The sequence below is a fragment of the Sphingomonas glacialis genome (assembly GCF_014653575.1).
In the GTDB taxonomy this organism is placed as follows: domain Bacteria; phylum Pseudomonadota; class Alphaproteobacteria; order Sphingomonadales; family Sphingomonadaceae; genus Sphingomonas; species Sphingomonas glacialis.
Window position 1 is genome coordinate 175,866 of the sequence record NZ_BNAQ01000005.1, and the last position, 24,394, is coordinate 200,259.

Sequence of the window (24,394 nt, forward strand, 5' to 3'; positions counted from 1 at the left end):
TGCGCCACCTTTGCCCGAACGGGTAAACAGGGGTGGCATATGCGATACTGGATGGGATTGATCGGGCTGGCCGTCGCGAGCCCGCTGGCGGCCAAGACGCATGATCTGCCCGCCACGCCGCAGACCGTCGCTTGGGGGCATTACGACGCGACCTCCAAGCCCGTCTTGACGATCGAGTCGGGCGACACCGTCGTCGTCCATACGCTGCTGACCAACAGCCCGGCAGGGCTCGAGAAAGCGGGCGTCGCGCCCGCCGATGTCGAGCCCGCGTTGCGCGCGGTCTATGCCGGCGTCCCAGCGAGCGAGCGCGGGCCGGGCGGGCACGTGCTCACCGGCCCGATCGCGATCACCGGCGCCGAGCCCGGTGACACGCTCGAGATCCGCATCCTCAAGATCGATCTCGCGATCCCCTATGCCTACAACGCCTTTCGCTATGGCGCGGGGTTCCTGACCGACGATTTCCCCTATGCGCGGATGAAGATCGTCCCGCTCGACAAGAAGGCGATGCTCGGACGGTTCGCGCCGGGCGTCGATGTCCCGCTCCGGCCGTTCTTCGGCAGTATGGGGGTGGCACCGCCGCCTTCCTTCGGCCGTTATGATTCGGCTCCGCCGACGATCAATGGCGGCAATATGGACGACAAGGCGCTCGTCGCGGGGACGACGCTGTTCCTGCCGGTCCATGCCAGCGGTGCGCTGTTCCAGGTCGGCGACGGCCATGCCGCACAGGGCAATGGCGAAGTCGACATCACCGCGCTCGAAACCTCGCTGACGGGGACGCTGCAGTTCATCTTGCACAAGGGCGAGAAGGCCCCCTATCCGCGCGCGGAGACCCCGACGCACTATATCGCGATGGGGTTCGACGACGATCTCAGCAATGCGACGCGCAAAGCGCTGCGCAACATGATCGACTTTCTCGTGGCCGCGAAGGGTATGACGCGCGATGACGCGTACATGCTGATCAGCGTCGCGGGGGATGTAGAGGTGACCGAACTGGTCGATCGCAACAAGGGCGTGCATGTGATGCTGCCCAAGGCCGTGTTCACCAAGCGGTAGCGCCCACTCTCCGACGTCACCCCGGCCTCGTGCCGGGGTCCACCGTGACGCACGCACTAGGCGTCAGAACACGCATCCCGGTAGACCCCGGAACAGGTCCGGGGTGACGGTTGCGCGGGTCTACCGCCGACCGAACCACATCCGCTGGAGCTCCTGCGACCGATCGAGCCACTGATGCTTGATCGCCCCCGCCAGATGCAGCGCGACCAGCGCGTAAACGCCATAAGCGATGATTTCGTGCGCTTCGCCAAAGCCGTCATGCACCGCCTTCTTCGTCGCGGGATCGAGCGCCATGATGAACCCCAACCGCGGCCATTCGAACAGGCCGTAGAGGAACATCGGATGGCTCGCCGCATCCTTATAGGCCGAATCCATGATCCAGCCCGTCAGCGGCATCGCGAACAGGATCAGGTAGAGCCCCCAATGCACGATATGCGACGCGGCGACTTCCCAGCGCGCATAGCCCTGCGGCAGCGGCGGCGGGCGGTGGCCGAGGCGCCACAGGATACGCAGCAGCGCGAGGCCGAGGATCGTGATGCCGATCGACTTGTGCAGGTCGATCGCCGGGCGCACCTGCACGTCGGCAAGATTCGGCCACGTCCAGGCGAGCAGGACATTGGCGACGATCAGCACCGCGATGATCCAGTGGAGCACGATCGCGACAGGGGTGTAGCGCTGTAACATCGATCGGCTCCTTGCGATTTGCAAGGCGGAGCCTAGCGGCCCGGTCGTGGCCGCGCTAGGCGCGTCATCGCTTGTTCATCCACTATCGGTAACGCCCCCGCAATGACCTCGCTCGCCGAAACGCTCGTTGCCGAATCCCCGCGGCTCACCCCGCGCCGCGTGCCGCTCGCAAGCCGCCTGATCGGCGCGATCGGGCCGCTGCTGTTCCTCGCTTTGTTCGTTCAAGCGTTCATGCGGCAGAGCCTGGCGGTCTGGTCGATCGGGATCGCCTATATCCTCTACGACACGGCGCTGTTGGCGTTCACCGCATGGAACATCCGCGACCTGCGCCAGACGCCCCACCCAACGCCTGTCACCTCGCCCAGCTTCGGCGTCATCGTCGCGGCGCATAACGAGGCGAGCGTCATCGCCGCGGCGATCGATCGGCTCGCCGGGCAAGCGTCGCCGCCCGATCTGATCCTGATCGCCGATGACGGATCGAGCGATGCGACCGCCGAAGTGCTCGAGCGGCGCTACGGTCTCGCCGTCCCGCCGCTCGGCACGATGACGCCGCCCTCGGCGATCCTGCCGTCGCTGCGCTGGCTGCGGCTGCGCCATACCGGCAAGGCGCGCGCGCTCAATGCGGCGATGGTGCAAGTCGATACCGAGGTCGTGCTGACGGTCGATGCCGACACGCTGCTCGAACCCGGCGCGATCGCCGCGATGCGCGCGGCGTTTGCCGCCGAGCCGACGCTCGTCGCGGCGACCGGCGTGCTCGCGCCGATCTGCGGGCGCGATCTGCAGGGCCGCTTCTTCGAGTGGTTCCAGACCTACGAATACGTCCGCAACTTCCTGTCGCGCCATGCCTGGGAGCGGCTCGACAGCCTGTTGCTGATTTCGGGCGCGTTCGCCGCGTTCCGGCGCGAGGCGGTGGTCGCGGTCGGCGGCTTCGACCCCGATTGCATGGTCGAGGATTACGAGCTGATCCACCGGCTCTATCGCCATGCTGCCGATCATGGTCGCGACTGGAAGATCCGCGTGGTCGGCGGCGCGCTCGCGCGGACCGATGCGCCGGCGAGCCCGATGGCATTCCTGCGCCAGCGGCGGCGCTGGTTCGGCGGCTTCCTCCAGACGCAGCGTTGGAACCGCGACATGGTCGGCGCGCGGCGCTTCGGCTGGCTCGGCACCGCGATGCTACCGGTCAAGGCGCTCGATACGGTGCAGCCGATCTACGGGCTGGCGGCGTTCGCGATCCTCGTCGGGCTGGTGGTCAGCGGGCGCTTCACGCTTGCCTTGCCGATCCTGCTCGTGATGCTCGCAAAGATCGCGATCGACCTGACCTTCCACCTCTGGTCGCTCGGCATGTACAAGCGCTGGACCGGGCAGCGCGAGGGGCTCGCGCTGTTCCCCGCGCTGATCGCCGCGCTCCTCGAGCCGTTCAGCTTCCAGCTGCTGCGCCATGCCGGGGCGGTGTGGGGCTGGCACGCGTTCCTGACGGGGCGCGAAAGCTGGGGCCGGCAACAGCGCACCGCGATCGTCGCGCCAGCGGAGTGAGCGCCTAGGCGACGAGCCGATAGCCGATCCCGGGCTCGTTGAGCAGCAGCGCGGGCGCGCCCGGATCGAGCTCGAGCTTCAACCGCAGCGCGCGCACGGCGACGCGCAGATATTCGACATCGTCGAGATGCCCGTCGCCCCACACCACACGCAGCAGATGCGCGTGCGTCAGGAGCTTGCCGGCATGCCGCGCGAGCTCGGCGAGCAAGGCGAATTCCTTGCGCGTCAGCTTCACCGCCGCGCCGTCGCGCGACACCTGGTGTGCCGCGAGGTCGATCTCGACTGGCCCGACCTTCAGTAGGTTCCCGCCCGGCGGCACGGCATTGTGCCGCCGCAGCACGCCGCGCACCCGGGCCAGCAATTCCTCGGTATCGAAGGGCTTCACGACATAATCGTCGGCGCCGAGATCGAGCGCGGCCACCTTCTCCGCGGTCGCATCGCGCGCGGTAAGGACGATCACCGCGCGGTCCATCGCCTTGAGCAGCGGCACGAGTTCGATCCCGTCGCGGTCGGGCAGGCCGAGATCGAGCAGCACCAGCGCGCACCCGGGGCGATGCGCCAGCGTCAGCGCGTCGGCGGCGGTGGCGGCTTCGTCGGCGGTCAGCCCGGCGCGCTCGATCGCGCCGCGCACCAGGCGGCGGATCGCGGATTCATCGTCGACGATCAAGATCTGTGCGGTCATTTGCCCCCCGTACGCGCGATCGGCGCATTCGGCCATGCCACGACGAACGCCCGGTACCCGCAGAGCTGCCACCGCGTCGAGGCGATGGCGTTTTGCGCAATTCCTGCCTAATCCATCGCCAGGCAAAGGAGCAGAGAGCGATGGCAGGATTGTGGTTCGAGGAGTTGCAGGTCGGGCAGACCTTTGCCCATGCGATCCGGCGGACGGTGACCGAGACCGACAATCTGCTCTTCTCGACGCTGACGCATAACCCCGCGCAGCTCCATCTCGATGCCGAGTACATGAAGGACAGCGATTACGGTCGCATCATCGTCAATTCGACCTTCACCTTGGGGCTGATGGTCGGCGTGTCGGTCGGCGACACGACGCTTGGCACTGCGGTCGCCAATCTCGGCTGGGACGAGGTACGCTTTCCCGCACCGGTGTTCATCGGCGACACGCTGCGGATAGAGACCGAGGTCGCCGAGCTGCGCGAATCGAAGTCCCGCCCCAATGCCGGGATCGTGACCTTCATCCACCGCGCCTACAATCAGCGCGACGAGCTGGTCGCCTCGTGCAAGCGTTCGGGGCTGCAGCGGCGGCGGCCGGCATGACGCCGCTGCGCTCCTGGCTGTTCATCCCCGGCGACAGCGAGAAGAAGCTCGGCAAGGTCGATGCTTGTGGCGCCGATGCGGTGATCCTCGATCTCGAGGATTCGGTTGCGGCGGCGAACAAGCCGGCGGGCCGGGCGCTGGTCGCCGCGTTCGTCGGCGAGCGTCCGCGCGGCGCCCGTCCGGGCCAGTTATGGGTGCGGATCAATCCGTTCGACAGCGGCCTCGCGCTCGACGATCTGGTCGCGGTGGTCGGCGCCGCGCCCAATGGCATCATGCTGCCGAAATGCGACGGGCCCGACGACATCCGCCGGCTGTCGCACTATCTCGACGCGCTCGAGGCGCAGGCCGGCGTCGCGCCGGGATCGATCAGGATCGTGCCGGTGGCGACCGAAACCGCCGCAGCCCCGTTCACGCTTGGCGCGTATGCGGGGGCGGGGCTCGATCGCTTGCTCGGGCTGACTTGGGGCGCGGAGGATCTCTCCGCCGCGCTTGGCGCGAGCAGCAATCTTGATCCCGCCGGCGGCTGGGCGCTGACCTATCGCTTGGTGCGCTCGCTCACGCTGCTCGGCGCGAAGGCGGCGGGGGTGCAGGCGATCGATACGCTCTATGTCGATTTCCGCGACGAGGCGGGATTGCGCGAGAGTTCGCGCGCAGCGCGGGCGGAGGGCTTTACCGGCCGCCTCGCGATCCATCCCGCGCAAGTCGCCGCGATCAACGCGAGCTTCATGCCGTCGCCCGAGGAGATCGCACACGCGCAGCGGATCGTCGCGGCGTTTGCAGCGGCGCCGGGCGTGGGGACCGTTGGGCTCGATGGGCGGATGGTGGATCTGCCGCACTTGAAGCAGGCCGAGGGTCTGCTCGCATTGGCTGCGGCCTATACGCGGTAGGGTTGGACGATCGGACCTCCGTCACCCCGGCCTTGTGCCGGGGCCCACCGTGCCGCAAATGCTGCCAGCGCAGTGCAGCGCATCCCGGTAGACCCCGGCACGAGGCCGGGGTGACGGCTACGACAGGCCGAGCGCGGGTCCGTCAACGGTATCGCCCCGGTGCGCAGCTCAGCCCGAACTCGCCACCGCCACCTTGTCGCGGAAGCGCCGCCGCTTGGCATCTACGTCCGCGCGGGCGCGCTCGATCGCTTCGACTTCGGTCGCTTCGAGCAAGGCGTCGATCACGCGCCCGAGATGGTCCCACATCGCATTGTGCGCGCGGCTCGCGTCGCCCGAGGCCAGCGCCTCGACGATCCGCAGATGCTCGGACTGGCGCGGCGCGACCCCGGCGGTGCGGACCTTCTCGGTCAGCAGCCGGTATTGCGGCGAGCGGCTGCGCGTGTCCCACAGCATCGCGACGGTGATCTCGAGCGCGCTGTTGCCGGTGGAACGCGCGATCTCGAGGTGGAATTCGCGATCGGCGACCTCGGCGGTGACGAGATCGACATTCTCCATCTCGCGCACCAGCGACCGCAGCCGCGCAAGGCGCTCGGCGTCGATCTGCCCGGCCGCAAGCCCCGCGACTTGCGATTCGATCAGCCGCCGCGCTTCGAGCAGCTCGAAGCCGCCGACATCGGTTTCACTGAGCACCCCACCCGCCGGATGCAGCGCGGCGACATACACCCCCGAATTGGTTCGCACCTCGACCATGCCGTCGACCTCGAGCGCGATGATCGCCTCACGTACCGTGGGGCGCGACACCTTGTACTGCAGCGCAAGGTCGCGCTCGGATGGCAGTCGATCACCGATCGCATAGCGCCCGCTGGCGAGCGCGGCGCGGACGTCGGATGCGACCTGTTCGTAAAGCCTTGTGACGCGGCGCGGCTGGTCATTCATCATGCGATCGTGACCGAGCTTTGCGAAGAGCGCAACATCTGCAACATCTTGGATACCGAATTCTTCCCTGGCCAATCTGGCCTTACCAGCATGGACAGCGCGGACCGATCTGTCTAGCTTCCTCGGCATAATGTCGGGGAGGGACGCATCGTGAAGATCCTGGACGCGCGCGTCATCGCCACCGCGTGGGGGCGAGATTCCGCTACCGACACGCCACGTCCGGCGAAAGATCAGGACGCTTTGCGCGGCATGGCGTGGACGTTGAGCGCATGAAGATCCGGCATCTGCGCTGGTGGATCGTCGGTTTGATTTGCGTCGGCACGATCGCCAACTATCTCGCCCGCAATTCGCTCGGGGTGCTCGCCCCGCAGCTGAAGGCGAGCTTCGCGATGTCGACGCAGCAATACAGCTATGTCGTCGGGGCGTTCCAGCTTGCCTACACTGTGATGCAGCCCGTCGCCGGCTATATCGTCGATCATTTCGGGCTGCGCGCTGGCTTCGCCTTTTTCGGTGTCGCCTGGTCGGCGGCGAACATGCTGAGCGCGCTGGCGGGCGGCTGGCTGAGCCTCGCTTTCTTCCGCGCCTTGCTCGGCATGAGCGAGGCGGCGGCGATCCCGTCGGGGATGAAGGCGATCGCCGAATGGTTTCCCGCGCGCGAGCGTTCGGTCGCGACGGGCTGGTTCAACGCCGGCACGTCGCTCGGCGCGCTGATCGCGCCGCCGATCGTCGTCGCGGTGACGCTGTGGGGCGACTGGCGGCTGGCCTTCGTGGTGACCGGCGCGGTCGGGCTGGTGTGGGCGGGTGCGTGGTACGCTTTCTATCGCTCGCCGAACGACCATCCGTCGATCACGCCCGAGGAACGCGCCATGATCGCGCAGGACCGCCCGCTCGTCCCGGCGCGCCGCGCGAGCGCGAAGGAGATCCTAGGCAGCGCGAAATTCTGGGTGATCGCGGTGCCGCGCTTCCTCGCCGAGCCCGCGTGGCAGACCTTCAGCTTCTGGATCCCGCTCTACCTCGCGACCGAGCGCGGGATGGATTTGAAGCAGATCGCCTTGTTCGCGTGGCTGCCGTTTCTAGCGGCGGATCTCGGCGGCGTGCTCGGCGGGTATCTGTCGCCGTTTTTCATCAAGCGCTTCGGGATGCGGCTGATCCCGTCACGCGTGCTCGGCATCAGCCTTGCCGCGGTGTTGATGATCGCGCCGGGCTGTATCGGCCTCGCCGCGAGCCCGTACACCGCGATCGCGCTGTTCTGCATCGGCGGCTTTGCGCACCAGATGATCTCGGTGCTGATCAACACGCTGTCGGCCGATGTCTTCACGCCCGAGGAAGTCGGCACCGCCAACGGGTTTGTCGGGCAGGCCGGCTGGATCGGCGGGCTGCTCTTCTCGCTGCTGATCGGTCAGCTGGCGGATACGGTCGGCTATGCGCCGTTGTTCGGCGCGCTCGCCGTGTTCGACCTGATCGGTGCAGCGGTGCTGATCGTCTTCGTCAGCCGCCTGACGTTACCCGAAGTGCCTGATTCGAGGGAGTTGGCATGAGACGCGCCACGATCGCCAATCCGCCGCTGTTCGCGCTGACCGAGCGCGCGCACGGACGGATCACGCTCACCGCCGATACTGGCGCGGTGGCGCATCTGTTCGTGCTCGAGGACGATATCGCCCGCCTCCTGCTGCTCGCGAACGGCACGGTGACGAGCCCGCCGAGCTGGGCGATCGCCGCGGGGGCCGAGGATATCGCGGAGCCCGGGCGCGACCGGATGGACGTCGCGGGCTTCGCTTGCCCCGAGGCTTCGGTCGAGGAGACCGACGGCACGCTCGTCGTCGCGACCGCGCGGATCCGCGTGACGATCGCGCTCCACGGCTTGCACTGCCGTTGGGAACAGCATGACGGCGCGGCCTGGCAGCCGATCGCCGCCGACCGCCCGACCCAGGCGTATGATTTCGGCTGGTGGGACGGCCGCGCGCACCACTTTCTCGAGCGCCGCGCGGGCGATCGCCATTATGCGCTGGGCGAACGCGCGGGCGCGATGGACCGCACCGGCCGCCGCTTTCGCCTCACCAGCCTCGATCCGATGGGCTATGACGCCGAGCAGAGCGACCCGCTCTACAAGGCGATCCCCTATGTGCTGGTCGCCGATGCCGCCGGCCGCTGCCACGGCGAATTCCACGACACGCTCGCGCGCGTCACCTACGATTTTGGTCGCGAGCTCGACAATTATCACGGGCCGTACCGCCACGTCGTCGCCGATCACGGTGATGTCGATCTGTGGATGATCGCTGGCCCCGACCCGCTCGCGGTGACCAAACGGTTTACCTGGCTGACCGGGCGCCCCGCGCTGATGCCGGCCTGGTCGCTCGGCTATTCGGGCTCGACGATGACCTACACCGATGCGCCCGATGCCGCCGTGCAGATGCAGAGCTTCACCGCCAAGCTCGCCGAGCATGACATCGGCTGTACGTCGTTTCATCTGTCGTCGGGCTACACCTCGATCGGCGACAAGCGCTACGTCTTCCACTGGAACCGCGACAAGTTTCCCGATCCCGCCGCCTTCGTCAAAAGCTATGCCGATGCGGGCGTGCGGCTCGTCCCCAACATCAAGCCGGCGATGCTGCTCGATCATCCGCTGATCGACGAAGTGCGCGAATGCGGGCTGCTCGTCGCCGATGCGGATGGCGTGGAAACTCAGGCGCAATTCTGGGATGCGCCCGGCGTCTATCTCGACTTCACCAACCCGGCGACCGCGGCGTGGTGGAAGGCGCAGTTGACGACAGCACTGCTCGACACCGGCATCGAAGCGACATGGAACGACAATAACGAATATGAAGTGTGGGACGCGCGCGCGCGGATCCACGGTTTCGGCACCCCGCGCGCGGCGGCCGAAGCGCTGCCGCTGCAGGCGTTGCTGATGATGCGCGCGTCGCGTGCCGCGCAGATCGCGCATGCGCCGGGCAGGCGGCCCTATGTCGTGACGCGTTCGGGGATGACCGGCCTGCAGCGCTACGCACAGACTTGGTCGGGCGACAATCGCACCGACTGGAAGACGCTGCGCTACAATCTCAAAATGGGCCTAGGGCTTGCGCTGTCGGGGATCTCGAACAGTGGCCACGATGTCGGCGGCTTTGCCGGACCGCCGCCCGATGCCGAACTGCTGGTGCGCTGGGTACAAGCCGGCGTGCTGATGCCGCGATTCAGCATCCACAGCTGGAACGACGACCGCAGCGTCAACGAACCGTGGATGCATGCCGAGGCGCTCCCCGCGATCCAGCGTTTGATGGCGCTCCGCCAGACGCTGCTGCCGTTCTTCGGCGATCTCCTGCTGCGCTACAGCCATGATTTCGAGCCGATCGTCCGGCCGGTATGGCTCGATCATCCCGGCGATGCGGCGGCCTGGATCGACGGCGACGACCATATGCTCGGGCGCGACGTGCTCGCGGCGATCGTCGTCGAGCACGGTGCCGCGACGCGCACCGTGCGGCTTCCGGGGCGCGACGATTGGTACGACGTGTGGAGCGGGAGGCGCCATGCCGGCGGCGCCGTGATCGAGGTCGACGCGCCGCTTGCGGGCAATCCGCCGCTGTTCGCGCGCGCCGGTTCGGCGATGTTCGTCGATCTTGCGCAGGGCGGCTTCGCGCCCGCGCCACGCGATCGCGGGTTGTGGCTGTTCCCGCCAGTCGGGGAGGGCGATTTTACCGTCAGCGCCTTTGAGGATGACGAAACACGCGAAGAACCGCGCGTTTGGCGCATTACAGGGCAGTGTACCGCCGACGCGATCACGCTCACCATCGATGCCGCCGATGCGTATCCGCTGACGATCGTGCTTCCACACGGCGAGGAGCGGGGCGTGGCTATTCCCGGTGCGCGCATCGAGGAGCGGCACGACGTCACTGGCCGGCGCGCGCTCCGCATCACCGGCTGATTCCGCTCGCGTCGCTGCGCCAACGAAAACGGGCGCTCTCTTGCGAGAGCGCCCGTCGACGTGATCCGATCCGGGCGACGGCGTGATCGCCGCTGCCCGATTCGACCTTATTTGAAGCGGAGGCCGACGCCGCCCATGATGCGCTGACGCGACGTGTGGTCCGAATACTGCGAATAGACGTACTGCGCCGAAACGTAGAGGCCCGAGAGCGGACCCGAGAAGCGGCTGCCCATGCCGTATTCGACGCCACCACCGAGCTGATAGCCGTCGGTCGAGTAACGATCGTAGAAGCTGCGACCGGCGACGGGCGAGGTGAAGCGCTTGCGCTGCTGGTTGTTCACATAGCCGCCCTTACCAAAGATGAGGAACTGCGGGGTCGCCTGGATGCCAGCGCGGACGCCAACGCCCAGTTCCTCGAACGACTTGGTGCACAGCGCGCCGCCGGCGGCACCGGTGCAGTTCTCGCTCCAGTTGTTCGAACGCCAATAGGTCGCTTCCGGACCGACGACGAAACGCTCGCCGAGCTGGCCGTCAAAGCCGACCGACGCGCCGTAGCCGAACTTGTCGCGGTGCACGCCCTGCGACTGGAAGCGATCGCCACCGAAATTGCCTTCGACGCGGAAGCCGCGGAAGCTGCCCGAGGTGCTCTTGGCTGCGGCCTCGGCGGGGGTTGCTGCCGTGGTGTCCTGCGTTGCCATCGGTGCGGCGGCGTCCTGCGCGAGCGCGGGAACGGCCGAAAGGAGCGTCGCTGCGAGCGACGCGGTGAGAAGTTTGTACATGGCTGAGCCTCTGAAATGCTGACAAGTGGCGGTTCAACCCGGCGGGAACGTCAGAGTTCCTCGGTCGAAACGCGATGGTTTGGGTGTGTGACTTTATGGCAACGGTCTCGTTGATCGACCGTATCCGTGACGTCGGCGCTCTTCTCCGGAAGCGCTGCGGCGTGGCCATATGCGCAAAGACGCGCAAAATCGAGTCGACATTTGATCGTGTCGTGTCAGCCGAATGCGCGAAGGCGAATGAAAAATTCCCGACCGACAGCGAACGCGCTTTGCTCCGGCGCCTGATCGGGAGGGCCGCCGGGGGGCGGGTTGGGGTGTCGAAGATGTTTTCTATTCACCAAGACATCAGGCCATTTCTGGAAGGTCGTGCACTTCTCCCATGCTCTGGCTCGGTCGCCGGTGTTGATATGGTAAAAATACAATGTGCGTCGACGTCGTCAGTTCCAGGGCGGTAGGATCTTAACAAACAAAGCATTTATCTCTCATGAGGGAATCAGATTGGTAATCTTACGATATTTCAAAGTATCGGTTTTCGGCATTAACCATTCTCTTGCTTAGGCAAGGGATCAGGCGATGCAAGAAATGTACATTGGCAGCGCGCTGTGCGAAGTTACGCCTGGCGGCGAATTGATGTTGCCGCGCCGCTTCTTCGAAACTTCGCGATCCCGCTGCATCGACGAATTCCTGTTCATTGGCCTGCACGAGGAATCGCCCTGCCTCATCGCGTTCGATCGAGTCTACGTCCTGCAACGCCAGTTCGAAATTGCCGAGCGGTTCGCCAAATCTCCGCGCGCATTTCACGATCACCATCAGCTGCGCCGGACCTATGGTTTTGTCGATACGGCGCCCCTCGCGCCCGACGGGATGTTGCAGCTTCCCGCGACGATGCGCGAGCGCGGCGGGATCGGGACTGCGGCTCTGCTGGTAGCGAGCGGCGCGTGCTTCGAGCTTTGGGATCTCGAAAGCGTGCTCGCGCATGGGCCGTCGGACCTCGTCACGCTCGCAGCGTTGTTACAAACCCATCAGGTCACCAAGGAGGTCACTCATGGCGATATTGTGTCTGCTGCTCGGCCATGTGCCGGCGCTCAATCTGCAACGCAATCAAAGCTTCGCGTTCAGCCACTGCCTCCGCTGTCGCCGCGACATGATCCGGTCGGACGGCCGCGGCGCAGCGGGTGACCTCGCCTCGCGCTGGCGGCGCGTGCCATCAGGAATGCGCGTGCGGTGGGCGCGGAGCGTTTCGGGTACGGGCCAACCGGGGTCGGGCGCGCCGGATCTGCTGCGTATCGGTGCGATCGCGCTCTATTGGAAAGCGCAAGACTCGCTCCGCCCGCGCCCGAAACGCGCGCGGATCCTGCGGCTTACCGCGCAATGAGCGTCAGGCGCCTTTTGCGCGATCGGGATAGTTTCCGGGTTTCACGGGGGTGACGGTGGGTCGATTGTCGACGTCCACTGCTCGCGCCCGGCGCCCGGCCCGTTTTGCTCGAGACGATCGCGGAACCCGCGTCGCTACGGCCGGTTATCCTTTCAAACCAGCAGGAGAGCCGCCAGTGACGATGACCCTCAAGGATCTTGCCGCAGCGATGCGCAAGATCGACTTCACGATGCTGACGACGGTTGCGCCCGATGGTGGTCTCGCCGCGCGACCGATGAGCAACAATGCCGATGTCGACTATGACGGCGACAGCTACTTCTTCGCGCTCGACGACACGCAGACCGTTGCCGAAATCGCGGTCAACCCCAAGGTCGGGCTGACGCTGCACGGCAATTCGGGGCTGCTCGGCAAGCCGCCGCTGTTCATCGCTGCGGCGGGCGAGGCCGAGCTGATCCGCGACAAGGCGGTGTTCGCGAAGCATTGGAATCCCGATCTCGAACGCTGGTTCGAACAGGGTGTCGACACGCCCGGCCTCGTGCTGATCAAGGTCCACGCCCAACGGGTGCATTACTGGAACGGCGAGGATCAGGGCGAAGTCCGGCCCTAGCCGCTTCGGCTAGCGTCGCGGACGCGCCTCGGCGGCGAGCTGGTCGTGCGCGACGCGTTGCAGCGCGGTCGCCTGCGCGGGGGACAGGCCAAGCTCGTCGGCGGCGCTTTCATCCTTGCCGAGCGTCAGCGGGTCGACCCCGGTGATCCGGCCGAACACGACCAGCGCTTCGAGATAATAGCCATAGACGCTCGCATGATACTGGTCGTAGCTCCACAGATCGAGCTTGCCGAACGCCACGCCGTCATAGGGGTTGGCGTCGGCCACGCCGGTCTGAATCGCGCGGTTCCACGCCTCGCCGACCGGTAACACGCCCGCCACGCCGCGGGTCGCCGCCCGCACGCGATTGGCGGCGGCGCGCAGATCGAGCGCCATCGCGGTGACGGGGCGGCCGTACCAGTGACCCTTGGGGCGATAGGTCTCGTCGGCTCGGCTCCACGTCGCCATCAATTCGATCTGCACCACCGGATTGTAGCCGTGGAACAGCGCCACCAGACGCGGCACGCTGCGCAGATAGCTGCTTGCATCACCCGGCCGTTCGCGGTCGAGCGTGCTGAATTCCTGCAGCACGACGACATCCCAGGCGCGCTCGAACAAGGCGCGGCGTTCATCGAAATGGAACGCCAGCGACTGGCCGCCCTGCGTCTCGAGGCTGACCGCGTAATTGAGCCCGGCCTCCTCGGTGAATTCCTTGAACAAGGCCGGCACGCCGCCATAACCGTCGCGGTTGAGATCGACGACGCTGCCGGCATGCCAGTTGCGCACCGGCGAATGGGCCCCTTGCGTGAAGCTGTTGCCGATGAACAGGATCGTGCGCTGCCGCGGCTGCGCTGCCGCTGGGGCAACCGCGCAGAGCGCCAGCAGCATGGCCAGCGCCTTCAAGCCGTTCATCGTCATGTCACCCCTTACCGTCGCCGATCGCGGTGTGGCCCTATCGGCAATGTCGCGCGCGACTGCAAACGCCGTTTCGCAGGGGGATGTTCGCGGCGATGGCCGAAGCGACCTGGGGATACGCGGGATCAGCGCAATTGGCTGTCCTTGCTGCCCCGCCGGTTGATCCCGCCGCTGCGGATCTTTGCATCGCGTTCGGCCTGGCACGCGATGCAGGTGCGTGCACCGGGCAGCGCCTCGCGGCGCGCTTCGGGAATATCATCGCCGCATTGCTCGCAATAGCGCGCCGCTTCGCCCGCCAGAAGCTGCGCGCGCGCCGCCAAAACGGCGTCCGCCACCGTATCGTCGATCTGATCCTGTACCGCGCCGTCCTGCGCCCAACCGTTCGCCATGTCCGTATCCCGTTGTCGATACGGAGAAATAGGAACGACGCGCAGCTTTTCCAGCGCAGTGCGGCGGTGGATGGACCTTCTATGCCAAACGCTCGTTATCGCCGCACGCGCGCCAAGACCGGCAGAGCGCATGGAAAGGTCAGTTATGAACAGCACGTCGTTCAAGGGTGAAGCTCAGGATCTCGGTGGCACCATCAAGGAAGCCGCAGGCAAGCTGACGGGCGACACCTCGTTGCAGGGTTCGGGCGTCGCCGATCAGGTCGTCGGCAATGCCAAGCAGGTCGCCGGCGCGGCGATGGACGCCGTCTCGAACCCCGGCCCGCTGGTCGACAAGGTCCGCACCTTCGCGCGTGACCGGCCGTATGCTACGGCAGCTCTGGTCGGCGTGCTCGGCCTCGCCGTGATGAACACGCTGCGCGGCAAGTAATGCCAGGTCGCCATCGTGCCGTTCGGGCACGGTGGCGACACGCTGCGTGGGGATGAAGACAATCGAACGACAGATCTTGAGTGAAATCGATCGCCTCGTGCCCTCGGGCCTTATCGAGCAATGGGCGATGCATTTGCGCCGCCAACGCTCGCGCGCAAGCGACGCGCTCTGGCTGATCGAAAATGGCTTCTCGGTTCATGACGGCCGCAACGGCATTCCCACCGAAGACGTGACCGAACGCCATCGGCACGAGCTCGAGACTACCGTCGCCGAAGTCGGCCGGCTGCTCGCCCAATACGACGCCATCAATTTGCGCGGCTGTCCTGATCCGACCGAATAGTCGATGGTTGCGGTTTGGGTGGCACATCCACTGCGACGTATTTCCAAACCTTTGTTATTGTGCAGTGCAGCATAATCCCTATCTTTAAGGACCGGCCAGCACCTGCAGGCGTTACCCAAGAGGCCGATCATGCGGCGCATTTCAGACACTATCGCGCGCATGGCGGCGCATCCCTACGCGACCCAGCCCCCCGAAGTGGCGAGCCGCCTCGCGCTGCTCGAGAATTTCGGAAGCAATCCCGGCGCGCTCGAGGCGCATTGCTATCTCCCCCCCGATTTGCGCCCGAATGCGCCGCTGGTCGTCGTGTTGCACGGCTGCACACAGAATGCCGCTGGCTATGACCAGGGCAGTGGCTGGTCGACGCTGGCCGATCGCGCGGGCTTTGCGCTGCTGTATCCCGAACAGCGCCGCGCCAATAACATGAACCTGTGCTTCAACTGGTTCGAACGCAGCGACATCGCGCGTACGGGGGGCGAAGCCGAATCGATCGCGCAGATGATCGAGACGATGGTCGCGACGCACCGCCTCGATCGCAGCCGGATCTTCGTGACGGGTCTTTCGGCGGGTGGCGCGATGACGGCGGTGATGCTCGCCACCTATCCCGATCTGTTCGCGGCGGGCGCGATCATCGGCGGACTGCCCTATGGCGGCGCGACGAGCATGTTGCAGGCGCTCGACCGGATGCGCGGCCACGGTGCCGACAGTGCAGCCGTTGCGGCAGATGTGGTGCGCGGTGCTGCGCCTGGCGTTGCGCACAGGTTTCCCGCCGTGTCGATCTGGCACGGCGATGCCGATCGTACCGTCGTCCCCGCCAATGCCGACCAACTCGCCGATCAATGGCGGACGGTGCACGGCCTGCCCGACGCACCGAGCGAGACAAAGACCGGCGCGACCTGGCAAAAGCGCGTGTGGCGCGATGCATCGGGGCGCGCCGCGGTCGAGCAGTGGAATGTCGCGGGGATGGGCCACGGCGTCCCGATCGATCCATCGGGCTCCGAGCGGCTGGGGCAGGCCGGTCCCTATATGCTCGATGTCGGGCTTTCGAGCAGCCGGATGATCGCCGATGCCTGGGGATTGACGAGCGAGGCGCAGGCGACGCGGCCGAACGATCGCACGCCCAAAAGACCCGCCGGACGCGGAACGCCGCAGCCCGCGGATTCGGCAAACGCGGTGCAGGCGATCATCGCGCGTGCGCTGCGCGCTGCGGGCCTGCTTCATTAAGCGGCGCGGGCTGCGCGCCGCGTCGGTTGCGCCGGGCCTGACACGGCGCTCGCGGCTTGATACGCTCGCGCCATGACGTTTTTCGAAAGCCTGTTGGCGTTGCTGTTCGCAGCGATCGTCTCGCTCCAGGCAGCGCGGCGGCTGAACTTGCCGTATCCCGCGATTCTCGCACTCGGCGGCGTGGTCATCGCCTTCGTCCCGGGTGCACCGACGATCGCGATCGACCCCGGCACCGTGCTTGCGCTGTTCATCGCGCCGGTGCTGCTCGACGCGGCGTTCGATTTTCCGCTCCATGCGGCCAAGCGCTTGTGGCGCCCGCTGTCGATCCTCGCGGTCGGGGCGATCCTCGTCACCACCGCGACGGTCGCGTGGATCGGCGTCGCGTTCGTCGGCCTGCCGCTCGCCGCGGCGGTGGCGCTCGGCGCCATCGTCGCGCCGCCCGATGCGGCGGCGGCGACCGCGGTGCTCGGCACGGTCTCGCTCCCCAAGCGCACAATCGCGGTGTTGAAGGGCGAGAGCCTGTTCAACGATGCGACCGCGCTGCTGTTGTTCGGCGCGGCGCTCGCGGTGCAGGCGAATGGCGGCTTCGGCTCGGGGGTCGCGCTGCAGCTCGCGTTCGCGGCACCAGGTGGGATCGTGTTCGGCATCGCCAGCGCGTTCGTGTTCCAGTGGCTCGGCAAGTTCGTCGCCGGGACGCTCGGCGGCAACATCCTGCAATTCATCAACGCCTTCGCGGTGTGGATCGTCGCCGAGCATCTGCACCTCTCGCCCGTGCTCGCGGTGGTCGGCTGCGCGATGACGATCGCGCGGTCGGGCGGCAGCGGATCGCCGCGGATGCGCGTCCACAGCTTTGCTGTGTGGGCGACCGTGGTGTTCCTGTTCAACGTGCTCGCATTCCTGCTGATGGGGATGCAGGCGCGGCTGATCGTGGGGCGGATGACGGCAGCGCATTTGTGGGATTCGCTCGCGGTCGCGGGCGTCGTGATCCTCGCGGTGATCGGCGCGCGGATCGTTGTCGTGATGGCGTGGAACCTGCTTGCGCGGCGCTTTGCGGCAGTGCGGGGCGATCTCACTCCGCCGACGCTGGCGCAGGGTGTGTTCGTCTCGTGGTGCGGGATGCGCGGGTTGATCACGCTCGCGACCGCCTTTGCGCTGCCTGCAAATTTCCCGCAGCGCGATGTCGTGGTGCTCACCGCCTTTGCGGTCGTGCTCGCGACGCTGATCGTCCAGGGAATGACGCTTGCGCCGCTGATCCGCTGGCTCGGGCTCGACTCGGTCGACGATGTCGACCGCGAACTCGCCGATGCGCGGCGCGATCTGGCGGCGGCGGGCGCTGCGGCGCTCGACGGTGCGCCGGGGCGCGATCCCGAGCAGTTCCGCTATGCCTATGCGCTGTTCGGCACTTCGGCGGAGAAGCCCTATCGCAAGGTCGGCCTCACGGGGATCGCTGCCGAGCGCGAACGGCTCGAGGCGCTGCGAGTCGACGACGCGATCGGCGACGAGAGCTATTATCGCCTGCAGGAAGAAATCGACTGGCGCGAACTCTCGCTGCTCCCCGAGGGCGAGCGCCGCATCAAGGAAAGCTAGGACTCGTTTGACCGCGCGCGGTGCGCATGGGAGGGACGGGCCTCATTTCCCGCAGGACTCGCTTTATGATCGTGCTCGCGTTCCTGATCGGTATCGTCGCGGGGTCGCGTACGATGCTCGCGCCCGCGGCGATCGCCTGGGCCGCCGCCGCGCGCGGGCTGGCGCTCGAGGGCAGCTGGCTCGCCTTTTTCGGCTGGCGCTTCACGCCGTGGATCGCGTCGCTGCTCGCGCTCGGTGAGTGCGTCGGCGATGTCTTGCCGACCACGCCGAGCCGGAAACTGGCTGGACCGTTCGGCGCGCGGCTGGTGAGCGGCGGGGTGTCGGGCGCGGCGATCGGCGTGGCGAGCGCGATGCCGCTGGTCGGGCTCGGGCTTGGGCTGCTCGGCGCGGTGGTCGGCACGCTCGGCGGGGCCGCGCTGCGCACGCGCCTGGCGCTGGCATTCGGGCGAGATCTTCCGGCCGCGCTGGTCGAAGACGTCATCGCGCTCGCGCTGGCCGTTGCCGTGGTCTTCGCGCTGTGACCCGCGCGTTCGATGCGATCATCGTCGGCGCGGGGCAGGCCGGGCCGCCGCTCGCCGGGCGGCTCACCGCGGCGGGCATGACCGTGGCGCTAATCGAGCGCAAGCTCGTCGGCGGAACGTGCGTCAACACAGGCTGCATGCCGACCAAGACGCTCGTGGCGAGCGCCTATGCCGCGCATCTCGCGCGCCGTGCCGCCGATTTCGGGGTACAGGTCGGGCCAGTGACGATCGACATGCCCGCGGTGGCGGCGCGTGCGCGCAAGGTGACGCTCGACGCGCGTGGCGGCAACGAGCGCTGGCTCGAAAAGATGGAGCGGCTGACGTTTCTCCGCGGCCATGCGCGTCTGACCGGGCCGACCACCGTAGAGGTCGATGGCGAGGCGCTCTCTGCGCCGCGCATCTTCCTCAACGTCGGCGGCCGCGCCGCGGTGCCCGACATGCCGGGGGTCGGCGATGTGCCGCACCTCGACAATACCGACATGGTCGCGCTGGCGCATGTGCCCGAACATCTCGTGATCGTCGGTGGCAGCTATATCGGCCTAGAATTCGCGCAGATGTACCGCCGCTTCGGCGCGGCTGTAACCGTCGTCGAGCGCGGCGATCGCTTGATTGCGCGCGAGGATCCGGAGATTTCCGATGCGGTCCGCCAGATCCTCGAGGACGAAGGGATTGCCGTGCGCGCGGGGGCGACCTGTATCGGCTTTGCGCCGCACGACGCCGGGGTGGCCGTCTCGGTCGATTGCCATGACGGCGCACCCGTCGTGGTCGGGAGTCATGTCCTGCTCGCGGTCGGGCGACGGCCCAATACCGACGATCTCGGGCTCGACGCGGCAGGCGTGAAGACCGACGCGCACGGCTATATCTCCGTCGATGACGGTTTGCAGACGAATGTCCGCGGCATCTGGGCGCTCGGCGATTGCAACGGGCGCGGCGCCTTCACGCATACGGCGTATAACGATTTCGAGATCGTCGCCGCCAATCTGCTCGATGGCGAGGATCGCAAGGTCAGCGACCGGATCCCGGGCTATGCGCTCTATATCGATCCGCCGCTCGGGCGCGTCGGCATGACGCAGACGCAGGCGGCGGAGACCGGCCGGCCGATCCTGGTGGCCACCCGCCCGATGACGCGCGTCGGCCGCGCGGTCGAAAAAGGCGAGACCAAGGGGATGATCAAGATCGTCGCCGATGCCGAGACCAAGCGTATCCTTGGCGCGGCGATCCTCGGGACGGGCGGCGACGAGGCGATCCACGGCATCCTCGACATGATGAACGCCGATCAGCCGATCGACGTGCTGCGCTGGGCGGTGCCGATCCATCCGACGGTGTCCGAACTGATCCCGACCGTGCTCGAAGGCCTCGCGCCGCCGAGCACGGATCCACAATCGCCGATCGGTAATGCCGCCTGACAGGCAGGTTCAAAAGTCAGGGTCGAAATTGAAATAGATCGGGTTCGACAGGGCGATCATCTTGCCGCTCAGCACGGTCGATACCGGCACTTGCGGATAGGGGGTTTGCGGGCCTTCGACCTCGACGCGGTAATAGCTGCGACCCGTAGCGGCGGGCGTATCGGTGAAGCTGACGGCGTTGCTTGCGGGATCGGTGTCATAGGCGCCGAGCGGCTCGCCGTTCTTGATTACGCGGACGTGATAGACCGCACCTTTCACGCCACCGCCGACGAGCCGCACCTGGAACGTGACGGGCTTTCCGGTCGGGCGCGCATTGTCGCCCATCATCATGTCGATCCGCCCGTCGCCGTCGCGATCGGCACGAAGCTCGACGCGCGGGTCGTACGGGTTGGCGCTGATCGACACGCGGCCGTTGGTCAGCGCATCGACCACGCCCTTGGCGTCGCGCGTCCTGGCGAATACCCAGGTGGTCGGCGTGCCGACGTAGTTGGCGCTGCGCTCGGCGGTGTGCGATGTCTTCTGTTCGGGCGTGTCGGGCGTACCGTGATGCGAGTCGCTGCCGCCGCGTCCGGTCAGCTTGCGGCCCGATTTGAGCATGTCGTCCCAGATCAGAATCGCCGCGGCGTTGTTGGGCCAGATCGCCGAATTCCACACTTCGAGCGAATCGAGCAAGTCGAAGCTGAAGCCCCAATGGTCCTTGCCCGCAGGATGATTGCCCGAGAGGTGGATGCCGAGCGATTGCTTGACCGCGAGGATCTTCGCATCGCGCGCGTCGCGCACGTCGAACAGGCGCCGATGGTCGTAGGGCTTGGCCGAGAAGACGTTGCCGTGGCCGCGCTCGGTGGTCCATTCGGCGCCGTAGAGCAGGATCACCGATTTGGAGGTGAATTCGGGGTCGCTCCACGTGTTGTGCGCGACGTCGCCCGCGACGTGATTGTCGTGATCGGTGATGCCGAGATAGTCGAAGCCGGTATCCTCGGCGAACTTGATGATCTTCGCCTCGGGATTGTTGGTCGAATCCTTGCTGTGGCGCGAATGCAGATGCAAATCGCCCTTGAGCCATTGCCCGTCGCTCAGGCTGGCGACAGGCGGGATGCGCGGCGCGTCGCCCGGCGCGGCGAGTAGCGGAGTCTGTGCCAGGACGAGCGCCAGCAGGGGGAGACCAATACGCACGGCAGGATCCTTTCGAAGCAAAGCGACGCGCGACGTGATCGCTCACGCCGCGCAGACGCATCAGAAGCGGTAGGTGAGCGACCCACGATAGTTCCGCTGGTAGAGCGAGCTGCCGATATAGACCGGCTGCCCGGCCTGGCTGCTGTCGATCGTGCCCGCGCGCGGATTGCCGTTGACCAGGCCGAAGGCGTTGGTGACGTTTGCCACGATCAGCCCGAATTGCAGCTTGGGAGTAAGCTGGAACTGCGCGGCGAAATCGACCGACCAATAGCTTGGCAACCGGATCTGGTTGGCGACATCGGTATAGAGCGCGCCGACATGGTTGACGTCCGACTGGAGCCGGACCTTGCGGTCGAACAGCGTCACGCCAGGCGTGATGCGGAAGGTGTTGTCGGGCACGCCGTTGACCTTGTGGTGCGAATAATCGGTCAGCACGCCGGCGCTGTTGGTGTAGACGAACTTGCTGAAGCGATTGTCCTGCCAGGTCCACGACGCGTGGAGATCGAACCAGTTGGTTGGCCGCCACGTCCCCTCGATTTCGGTGCCGGTGGTCTTGGTGTCGCCATAGACGATGACCGGCGACAACAGGCCGTTGGCAAGCCGTTGATAGTCGCTGATCGCGTAGCTGTTATACACCGTACGGAAGCCGGTGACGTAGAGATCGACCTTGCCGCGCGAATATTTGAGCCCGCCTTCGAGCATGTTGAGCGTCTGTACGACGGGCGCCGCATTTGCGTTGGTGATGAAGCTCGACACCGCAGGCAGCCGGAACGTGTCGGTGTAGCGCGCGAACACGCCGAAGAACGGGCGCGCCTGATAATTGGCGGCGGCGGTCCAGCCGACATGATCGTATTTGCGCGAGAAGGGCGTGAACACCCCGGTGCCGACGCCGACCGAGTCATCGGCGCTCGTCGGGCTCTGGCCGAGATTGACCTTCTTGGTGCCTTCGACCTGTCCGCGCGTCTTGATCTGCTCGTAGCGCACGCCGCCCTCGAGGCGGAACTTGGGGGTCAGTTGCCACTCGTCGCTGGCATAGGCCGCGATATTGTCAGAACTGCCGCTCGCATTGGCAAATTCGGCGCCATATTGAATCACGCCATTGTCGCTGATCTTGAAGAGCTTGTTGCCCTTCGCATCGACGAGATAGGCATCGAGCACTTCGGCATGCGCCTTCACGTCGGTCAGCACGGCGGCACTGAGCGCGTTATAATCTTCCTGCTCGCGCGCATAATAGACGCCGAACGCGAGATTGTGCGTGCCGAGCAGATCGACCTTGCCCACCAGCCGGGTATCGGTGATGAACTCGTCGAGCGGCACGGTGTGCGTGCGCGCCAGATCGATCAGCGCGAGCCCGTTGCCGTTCTGGTTGACGAGATTGAACGCAGCCCCGCTGTCGCGATACAGCAAGGCGTAGCCAGTCCCCGCCGCGGGCTTGCCGAAGGTGCTGGTCAGAAGCGCGCTCGCCGATGCGGCGACGGTGTACGGGGTGATGCTGTTGCGCTGCGTCCAGCTCGTGCGATAGCGGACATTCTCCTCGACCTTGAAGGCGTCGCTGATGTCGTAATGCGCCTGGAAGCTGAACTGCGTCAGCTTGACGCTGCTGCCGACGCCATCGTCGAACTTGACCGCGCCGTTCGGCGTCAGGAAGTTGAAATAGCGCGTGTCGGGGCCGACGATATTGTCGACCTTGTTGTCGAGCCCGACGACGTTGCTCGGCGTGCCATTGGCGTTGGCCTGATAGATGCCGCCGCCCCAATAGCCGACGCGCTCATCGATCCGCTTGACGCCGAAGGTGATGTCGCCGCGCTCGAACGCCTTCGACACGTTGACGCGCAACTGGCCGCCGCGATCCTGGGTGAAGCCCGAATTGTGCGGGCCGTCCGAGACGCGGTAATAGCCGCCAGCGAAGACATGCCACCCGCTCGCGCCGATCGGTCCGCCGATCCAGCCGTCGACACGGTGCGAATTGTAGCTTGCCGCCTCGTAGCGAACGAGCCCCTCGAGCGTGTCGCCGCCCTTGCGTGTGATGAAGTTGATCGCCGCGCCGGGCGCATTCGAATAGAAGATCGCCGACGGCCCGCCGCGCACCACCTCGATCCGCTCGACACTCTGGTCGATCCGCAGCGACTGGTCGCCGTTGAGCCAGCCGAGACCGGGATCACCCTGGATCGGGATGCCGTCCTCGAGCAGCGCGACGGTCTGATACCCGTCGCTCGGAATGCCGCGGACGCGCACCCCGCCCGAGACTTCGCCCGACGTCGGCGCGCTGTAGAAGCCGGGAACCTGTTTCAGCGCCTCGGCGACGCCGATCGGCGCGCGGACGCGAAGGTCCTGGTCCGAAATCGTCGAGATCGCATAGCTCGTCTCGACCTTGCGCTGGCGCGACGTGCCGGCGCGGCCGGTCACGACGATGTCGTCGCCATCGGCTACGCGAGTCTTGTCGGGCTCTGCCGCTTTAGGGTCGCTAGCCTGTTGCGCCAACACCGGCGTGGTGATCGCGGTGCCGGCCAACAAGGTGGCGAACACCGCAGAACGAGCGATGGAATGGATCATGTCTGCGCCCCAACTGATTCGTGTCGAGGCCGCGTATGATAGTCCTTGATATCGTTTTTATGACAGTGCGGGAATTGTCTCCGCGCTCGCATCGCGTGCAGGCGGCGGCACCGCGAGGTCGGGATGATAATAGAGCGAGCGGAATATATAGCTCAGGTCTTCGAACACCTCCGCTTCATCGTTGCGATCCTCCTTTAGCATCTCGTCGACCGAATAGGCGATCTCGACGGCCAGTCGGGTCCGGCGGCGGATTCGTTCGCGCGGAACGCCGGGCAAGTAGGTGGCGTAAACGTCGGTCAGCAGGTCGGTGACGAAATGGTGCGAGGCGAGCCGGACATGCGCGAGCCGCGGGACCGCGCGGAGCGCTCGCATAATCCAGATCGCGCCAGGCTGCTGCCGGGTGATGGTGTCCATCTCGCGCACCAGTTCTTCGGCACGATCGACCAGCACGTCATAGCCTTTGTCGCGATAGCGCGCGACCCACGCGGTCAGCGCCGTGTTCTGTCGTTGCATCAGCCGTTCGGCCAGCGCCTCGATCACGGAATATTTGTCATCGAAATAGCGGTAGAACGCGGGCGCGGTCAGGTTCGCGCGCTGGACGATCAGATTCGTCGAGATGCGCTCCACGCCGACCTCCTCAAGCAGCGTCTCGGCGGCGGAGAGCAACAGTTCGTAGGTCTTGCGTGACCGCGCTTGCACCGGCTTGCGATGGTTGCTCAACATACTCTCCCGCAGCGATCTCGGGTCGCAGCATGTCACGAGGAAGCAGTCGGGGCAATGCGGTACCGATTGCTATCGTTCCGTCAATTTTCCCCGCATCTGCATCTGCATCTGCATT

25 protein-coding genes are annotated in these 24,394 nt (G+C 66.3%); 15 read left to right on the forward strand and 10 right to left on the reverse strand.

What is annotated here, in order from left to right; genetic code table 11:
* Positions 1–39 precede the first annotated feature (39 nt).
* Positions 40–1,053 (forward strand): acetamidase/formamidase family protein, encoded by a 1,014-nt coding sequence (locus IE187_RS16205; protein ID WP_189677093.1) that lies wholly within the window; start codon positions 40–42, stop codon positions 1,051–1,053.
* Positions 1,054–1,173: 120 nt separating this feature from the next.
* Here IE187_RS16205 and IE187_RS16210 read toward each other — a convergent pair whose 3' ends face one another.
* The gene (locus IE187_RS16210; protein ID WP_189677094.1) at positions 1,174–1,737 is read right to left on the reverse strand and encodes a cytochrome b; all 564 of its coding nucleotides are present in this window, start codon (positions 1,735–1,737) and stop codon (positions 1,174–1,176) included.
* A 102-nt stretch (positions 1,738–1,839) separates the two neighbouring features.
* On the opposite strand from IE187_RS16210, the gene IE187_RS16215 reads away from it, so the two are divergent.
* Complete coding sequence (locus IE187_RS16215; RefSeq protein WP_189677095.1) at positions 1,840–3,270, forward strand: glycosyltransferase family 2 protein; 1,431 nt, start codon at positions 1,840–1,842, stop codon at positions 3,268–3,270.
* A 4-nt stretch (positions 3,271–3,274) separates the two neighbouring features.
* On the opposite strand, the gene IE187_RS16220 is transcribed toward IE187_RS16215, so the two are convergent.
* Positions 3,275–3,952: a response regulator gene (locus tag IE187_RS16220; RefSeq protein ID WP_189677096.1), complete on the reverse strand. Its 678-nt coding sequence runs from the start codon at positions 3,950–3,952 to the stop codon at positions 3,275–3,277.
* Positions 3,953–4,092: 140 nt separating this feature from the next.
* Between IE187_RS16220 and IE187_RS16225 the strand changes: the two genes are divergently transcribed.
* Positions 4,093–4,545, forward strand: coding sequence for a MaoC family dehydratase (locus tag IE187_RS16225; RefSeq protein WP_133191755.1), 453 nt, complete (start codon positions 4,093–4,095; stop codon positions 4,543–4,545).
* Positions 4,542–5,432: an HpcH/HpaI aldolase/citrate lyase family protein gene (locus IE187_RS16230; RefSeq protein ID WP_189677097.1), complete on the forward strand. Its 891-nt coding sequence runs from the start codon at positions 4,542–4,544 to the stop codon at positions 5,430–5,432. The genes IE187_RS16225 and IE187_RS16230 overlap by 4 nt, the downstream gene beginning before the upstream one ends.
* A gap of 168 nt (positions 5,433–5,600) precedes the next feature.
* On the opposite strand, the gene IE187_RS16235 is transcribed toward IE187_RS16230, so the two are convergent.
* Positions 5,601–6,368, reverse strand: a complete 768-nt coding sequence (locus tag IE187_RS16235) for a FadR/GntR family transcriptional regulator (protein ID WP_133191757.1) — start codon at positions 6,366–6,368, stop codon at positions 5,601–5,603.
* 150 nt (positions 6,369–6,518) lie between these two features.
* On the opposite strand from IE187_RS16235, the gene IE187_RS21630 reads away from it, so the two are divergent.
* Genes IE187_RS21630 through IE187_RS16245 form a run of 3 tightly spaced genes read left to right on the forward strand, consistent with a single transcriptional unit; the run spans position 6,519 to position 10,284 of the window.
* Entirely contained in the window at positions 6,519–6,641 is a 123-nt protein-coding gene (locus IE187_RS21630) for a hypothetical protein (protein WP_268249521.1), read from the forward strand.
* A complete protein-coding gene (locus tag IE187_RS16240) occupies positions 6,638–7,906 on the forward strand; it encodes an MFS transporter (protein WP_189677098.1) in 1,269 nt (422 codons plus the stop codon). The genes IE187_RS21630 and IE187_RS16240 overlap by 4 nt, the downstream gene beginning before the upstream one ends.
* Positions 7,903–10,284 (forward strand): glycoside hydrolase family 31 protein, encoded by a 2,382-nt coding sequence (locus IE187_RS16245; RefSeq protein ID WP_189677099.1) that lies wholly within the window; start codon positions 7,903–7,905, stop codon positions 10,282–10,284. Before IE187_RS16240 ends, IE187_RS16245 begins: the two co-directional genes overlap by 4 nt.
* A 107-nt stretch (positions 10,285–10,391) precedes the next feature.
* Here the strand turns inward: IE187_RS16245 and IE187_RS16250 are convergent, their stop codons facing one another.
* Both IE187_RS16250 and IE187_RS16255 read right to left on the reverse strand, forming a co-directional pair.
* On the reverse strand, positions 10,392–11,063 hold the full coding sequence (locus IE187_RS16250) for an outer membrane protein (protein WP_133191760.1): 672 nt from the start codon (positions 11,061–11,063) through the stop codon (positions 10,392–10,394).
* A gap of 507 nt (positions 11,064–11,570) precedes the next feature.
* Positions 11,571–12,041, reverse strand: a complete 471-nt coding sequence (locus IE187_RS16255; RefSeq protein WP_189677100.1) for a hypothetical protein — start codon at positions 12,039–12,041, stop codon at positions 11,571–11,573.
* A 67-nt stretch (positions 12,042–12,108) separates the two neighbouring features.
* On the opposite strand from IE187_RS16255, the gene IE187_RS16260 reads away from it, so the two are divergent.
* Together IE187_RS16260 and IE187_RS16265 are read left to right on the forward strand one after the other, a co-directional pair.
* Positions 12,109–12,438, forward strand: a complete 330-nt coding sequence (locus tag IE187_RS16260) for a hypothetical protein (protein ID WP_189677101.1) — start codon at positions 12,109–12,111, stop codon at positions 12,436–12,438.
* 181 nt (positions 12,439–12,619) lie between these two features.
* Positions 12,620–13,045 carry a pyridoxamine 5'-phosphate oxidase family protein gene (locus IE187_RS16265; RefSeq protein ID WP_189677199.1) on the forward strand — a complete coding sequence of 142 codons (426 nt, stop codon included), beginning with the start codon at positions 12,620–12,622 and terminating at the stop codon, positions 13,043–13,045.
* A gap of 9 nt (positions 13,046–13,054) precedes the next feature.
* Here the strand turns inward: IE187_RS16265 and IE187_RS16270 are convergent, their stop codons facing one another.
* Together IE187_RS16270 and IE187_RS16275 are read right to left on the reverse strand one after the other, a co-directional pair.
* Positions 13,055–13,942: a DUF4886 domain-containing protein gene (locus IE187_RS16270; protein ID WP_189677102.1), complete on the reverse strand. Its 888-nt coding sequence runs from the start codon at positions 13,940–13,942 to the stop codon at positions 13,055–13,057.
* Positions 13,943–14,064: 122 nt separating this feature from the next.
* On the reverse strand, positions 14,065–14,328 hold the full coding sequence (locus IE187_RS16275) for a DksA/TraR family C4-type zinc finger protein (protein ID WP_133192187.1): 264 nt from the start codon (positions 14,326–14,328) through the stop codon (positions 14,065–14,067).
* Between the two features lie 145 nt (positions 14,329–14,473).
* Here IE187_RS16275 and IE187_RS16280 point away from each other — a divergent pair, with 145 nt between their 5' ends.
* The 6 genes from IE187_RS16280 to IE187_RS16305 all read left to right on the forward strand — a co-directional run bounded on the left by IE187_RS16280 (position 14,474) and on the right by IE187_RS16305 (position 19,830).
* On the forward strand, positions 14,474–14,755 hold the full coding sequence (locus IE187_RS16280) for a CsbD family protein (RefSeq protein ID WP_133191764.1): 282 nt from the start codon (positions 14,474–14,476) through the stop codon (positions 14,753–14,755).
* A 76-nt stretch (positions 14,756–14,831) separates the two neighbouring features.
* The gene (locus IE187_RS16285) at positions 14,832–15,095 is read left to right on the forward strand and encodes a hypothetical protein (RefSeq protein ID WP_189677103.1); all 264 of its coding nucleotides are present in this window, start codon (positions 14,832–14,834) and stop codon (positions 15,093–15,095) included.
* A gap of 129 nt (positions 15,096–15,224) precedes the next feature.
* Positions 15,225–16,316, forward strand: coding sequence for an extracellular catalytic domain type 1 short-chain-length polyhydroxyalkanoate depolymerase (locus tag IE187_RS16290; RefSeq protein WP_189677104.1), 1,092 nt, complete (start codon positions 15,225–15,227; stop codon positions 16,314–16,316).
* A gap of 72 nt (positions 16,317–16,388) precedes the next feature.
* Positions 16,389–17,903, forward strand: coding sequence for a cation:proton antiporter (locus IE187_RS16295; protein WP_189677105.1), 1,515 nt, complete (start codon positions 16,389–16,391; stop codon positions 17,901–17,903).
* A 65-nt stretch (positions 17,904–17,968) separates the two neighbouring features.
* The gene (locus IE187_RS16300; protein ID WP_189677106.1) at positions 17,969–18,424 is read left to right on the forward strand and encodes a DUF4126 domain-containing protein; all 456 of its coding nucleotides are present in this window, start codon (positions 17,969–17,971) and stop codon (positions 18,422–18,424) included.
* Entirely contained in the window at positions 18,421–19,830 is a 1,410-nt protein-coding gene (locus tag IE187_RS16305; RefSeq protein WP_189677107.1) for an FAD-containing oxidoreductase, read from the forward strand. The genes IE187_RS16300 and IE187_RS16305 overlap by 4 nt, the downstream gene beginning before the upstream one ends.
* Positions 19,831–19,839: 9 nt before the next feature.
* Here IE187_RS16305 and IE187_RS16310 read toward each other — a convergent pair whose 3' ends face one another.
* From IE187_RS16310 to IE187_RS16320, 3 genes are read right to left on the reverse strand one after another with little or no spacing between them, the layout of a single operon-like run.
* Positions 19,840–21,003: a CehA/McbA family metallohydrolase gene (locus IE187_RS16310; protein WP_189677108.1), complete on the reverse strand. Its 1,164-nt coding sequence runs from the start codon at positions 21,001–21,003 to the stop codon at positions 19,840–19,842.
* Between the two features lie 60 nt (positions 21,004–21,063).
* A complete protein-coding gene (locus IE187_RS16315; RefSeq protein WP_189677109.1) occupies positions 21,064–23,556 on the reverse strand; it encodes a TonB-dependent receptor in 2,493 nt (830 codons plus the stop codon).
* 57 nt (positions 23,557–23,613) lie between these two features.
* A complete protein-coding gene (locus tag IE187_RS16320) occupies positions 23,614–24,279 on the reverse strand; it encodes a TetR/AcrR family transcriptional regulator (RefSeq protein ID WP_229839453.1) in 666 nt (221 codons plus the stop codon).
* Between the last annotated feature and the right edge of the window lie 115 nt (positions 24,280–24,394).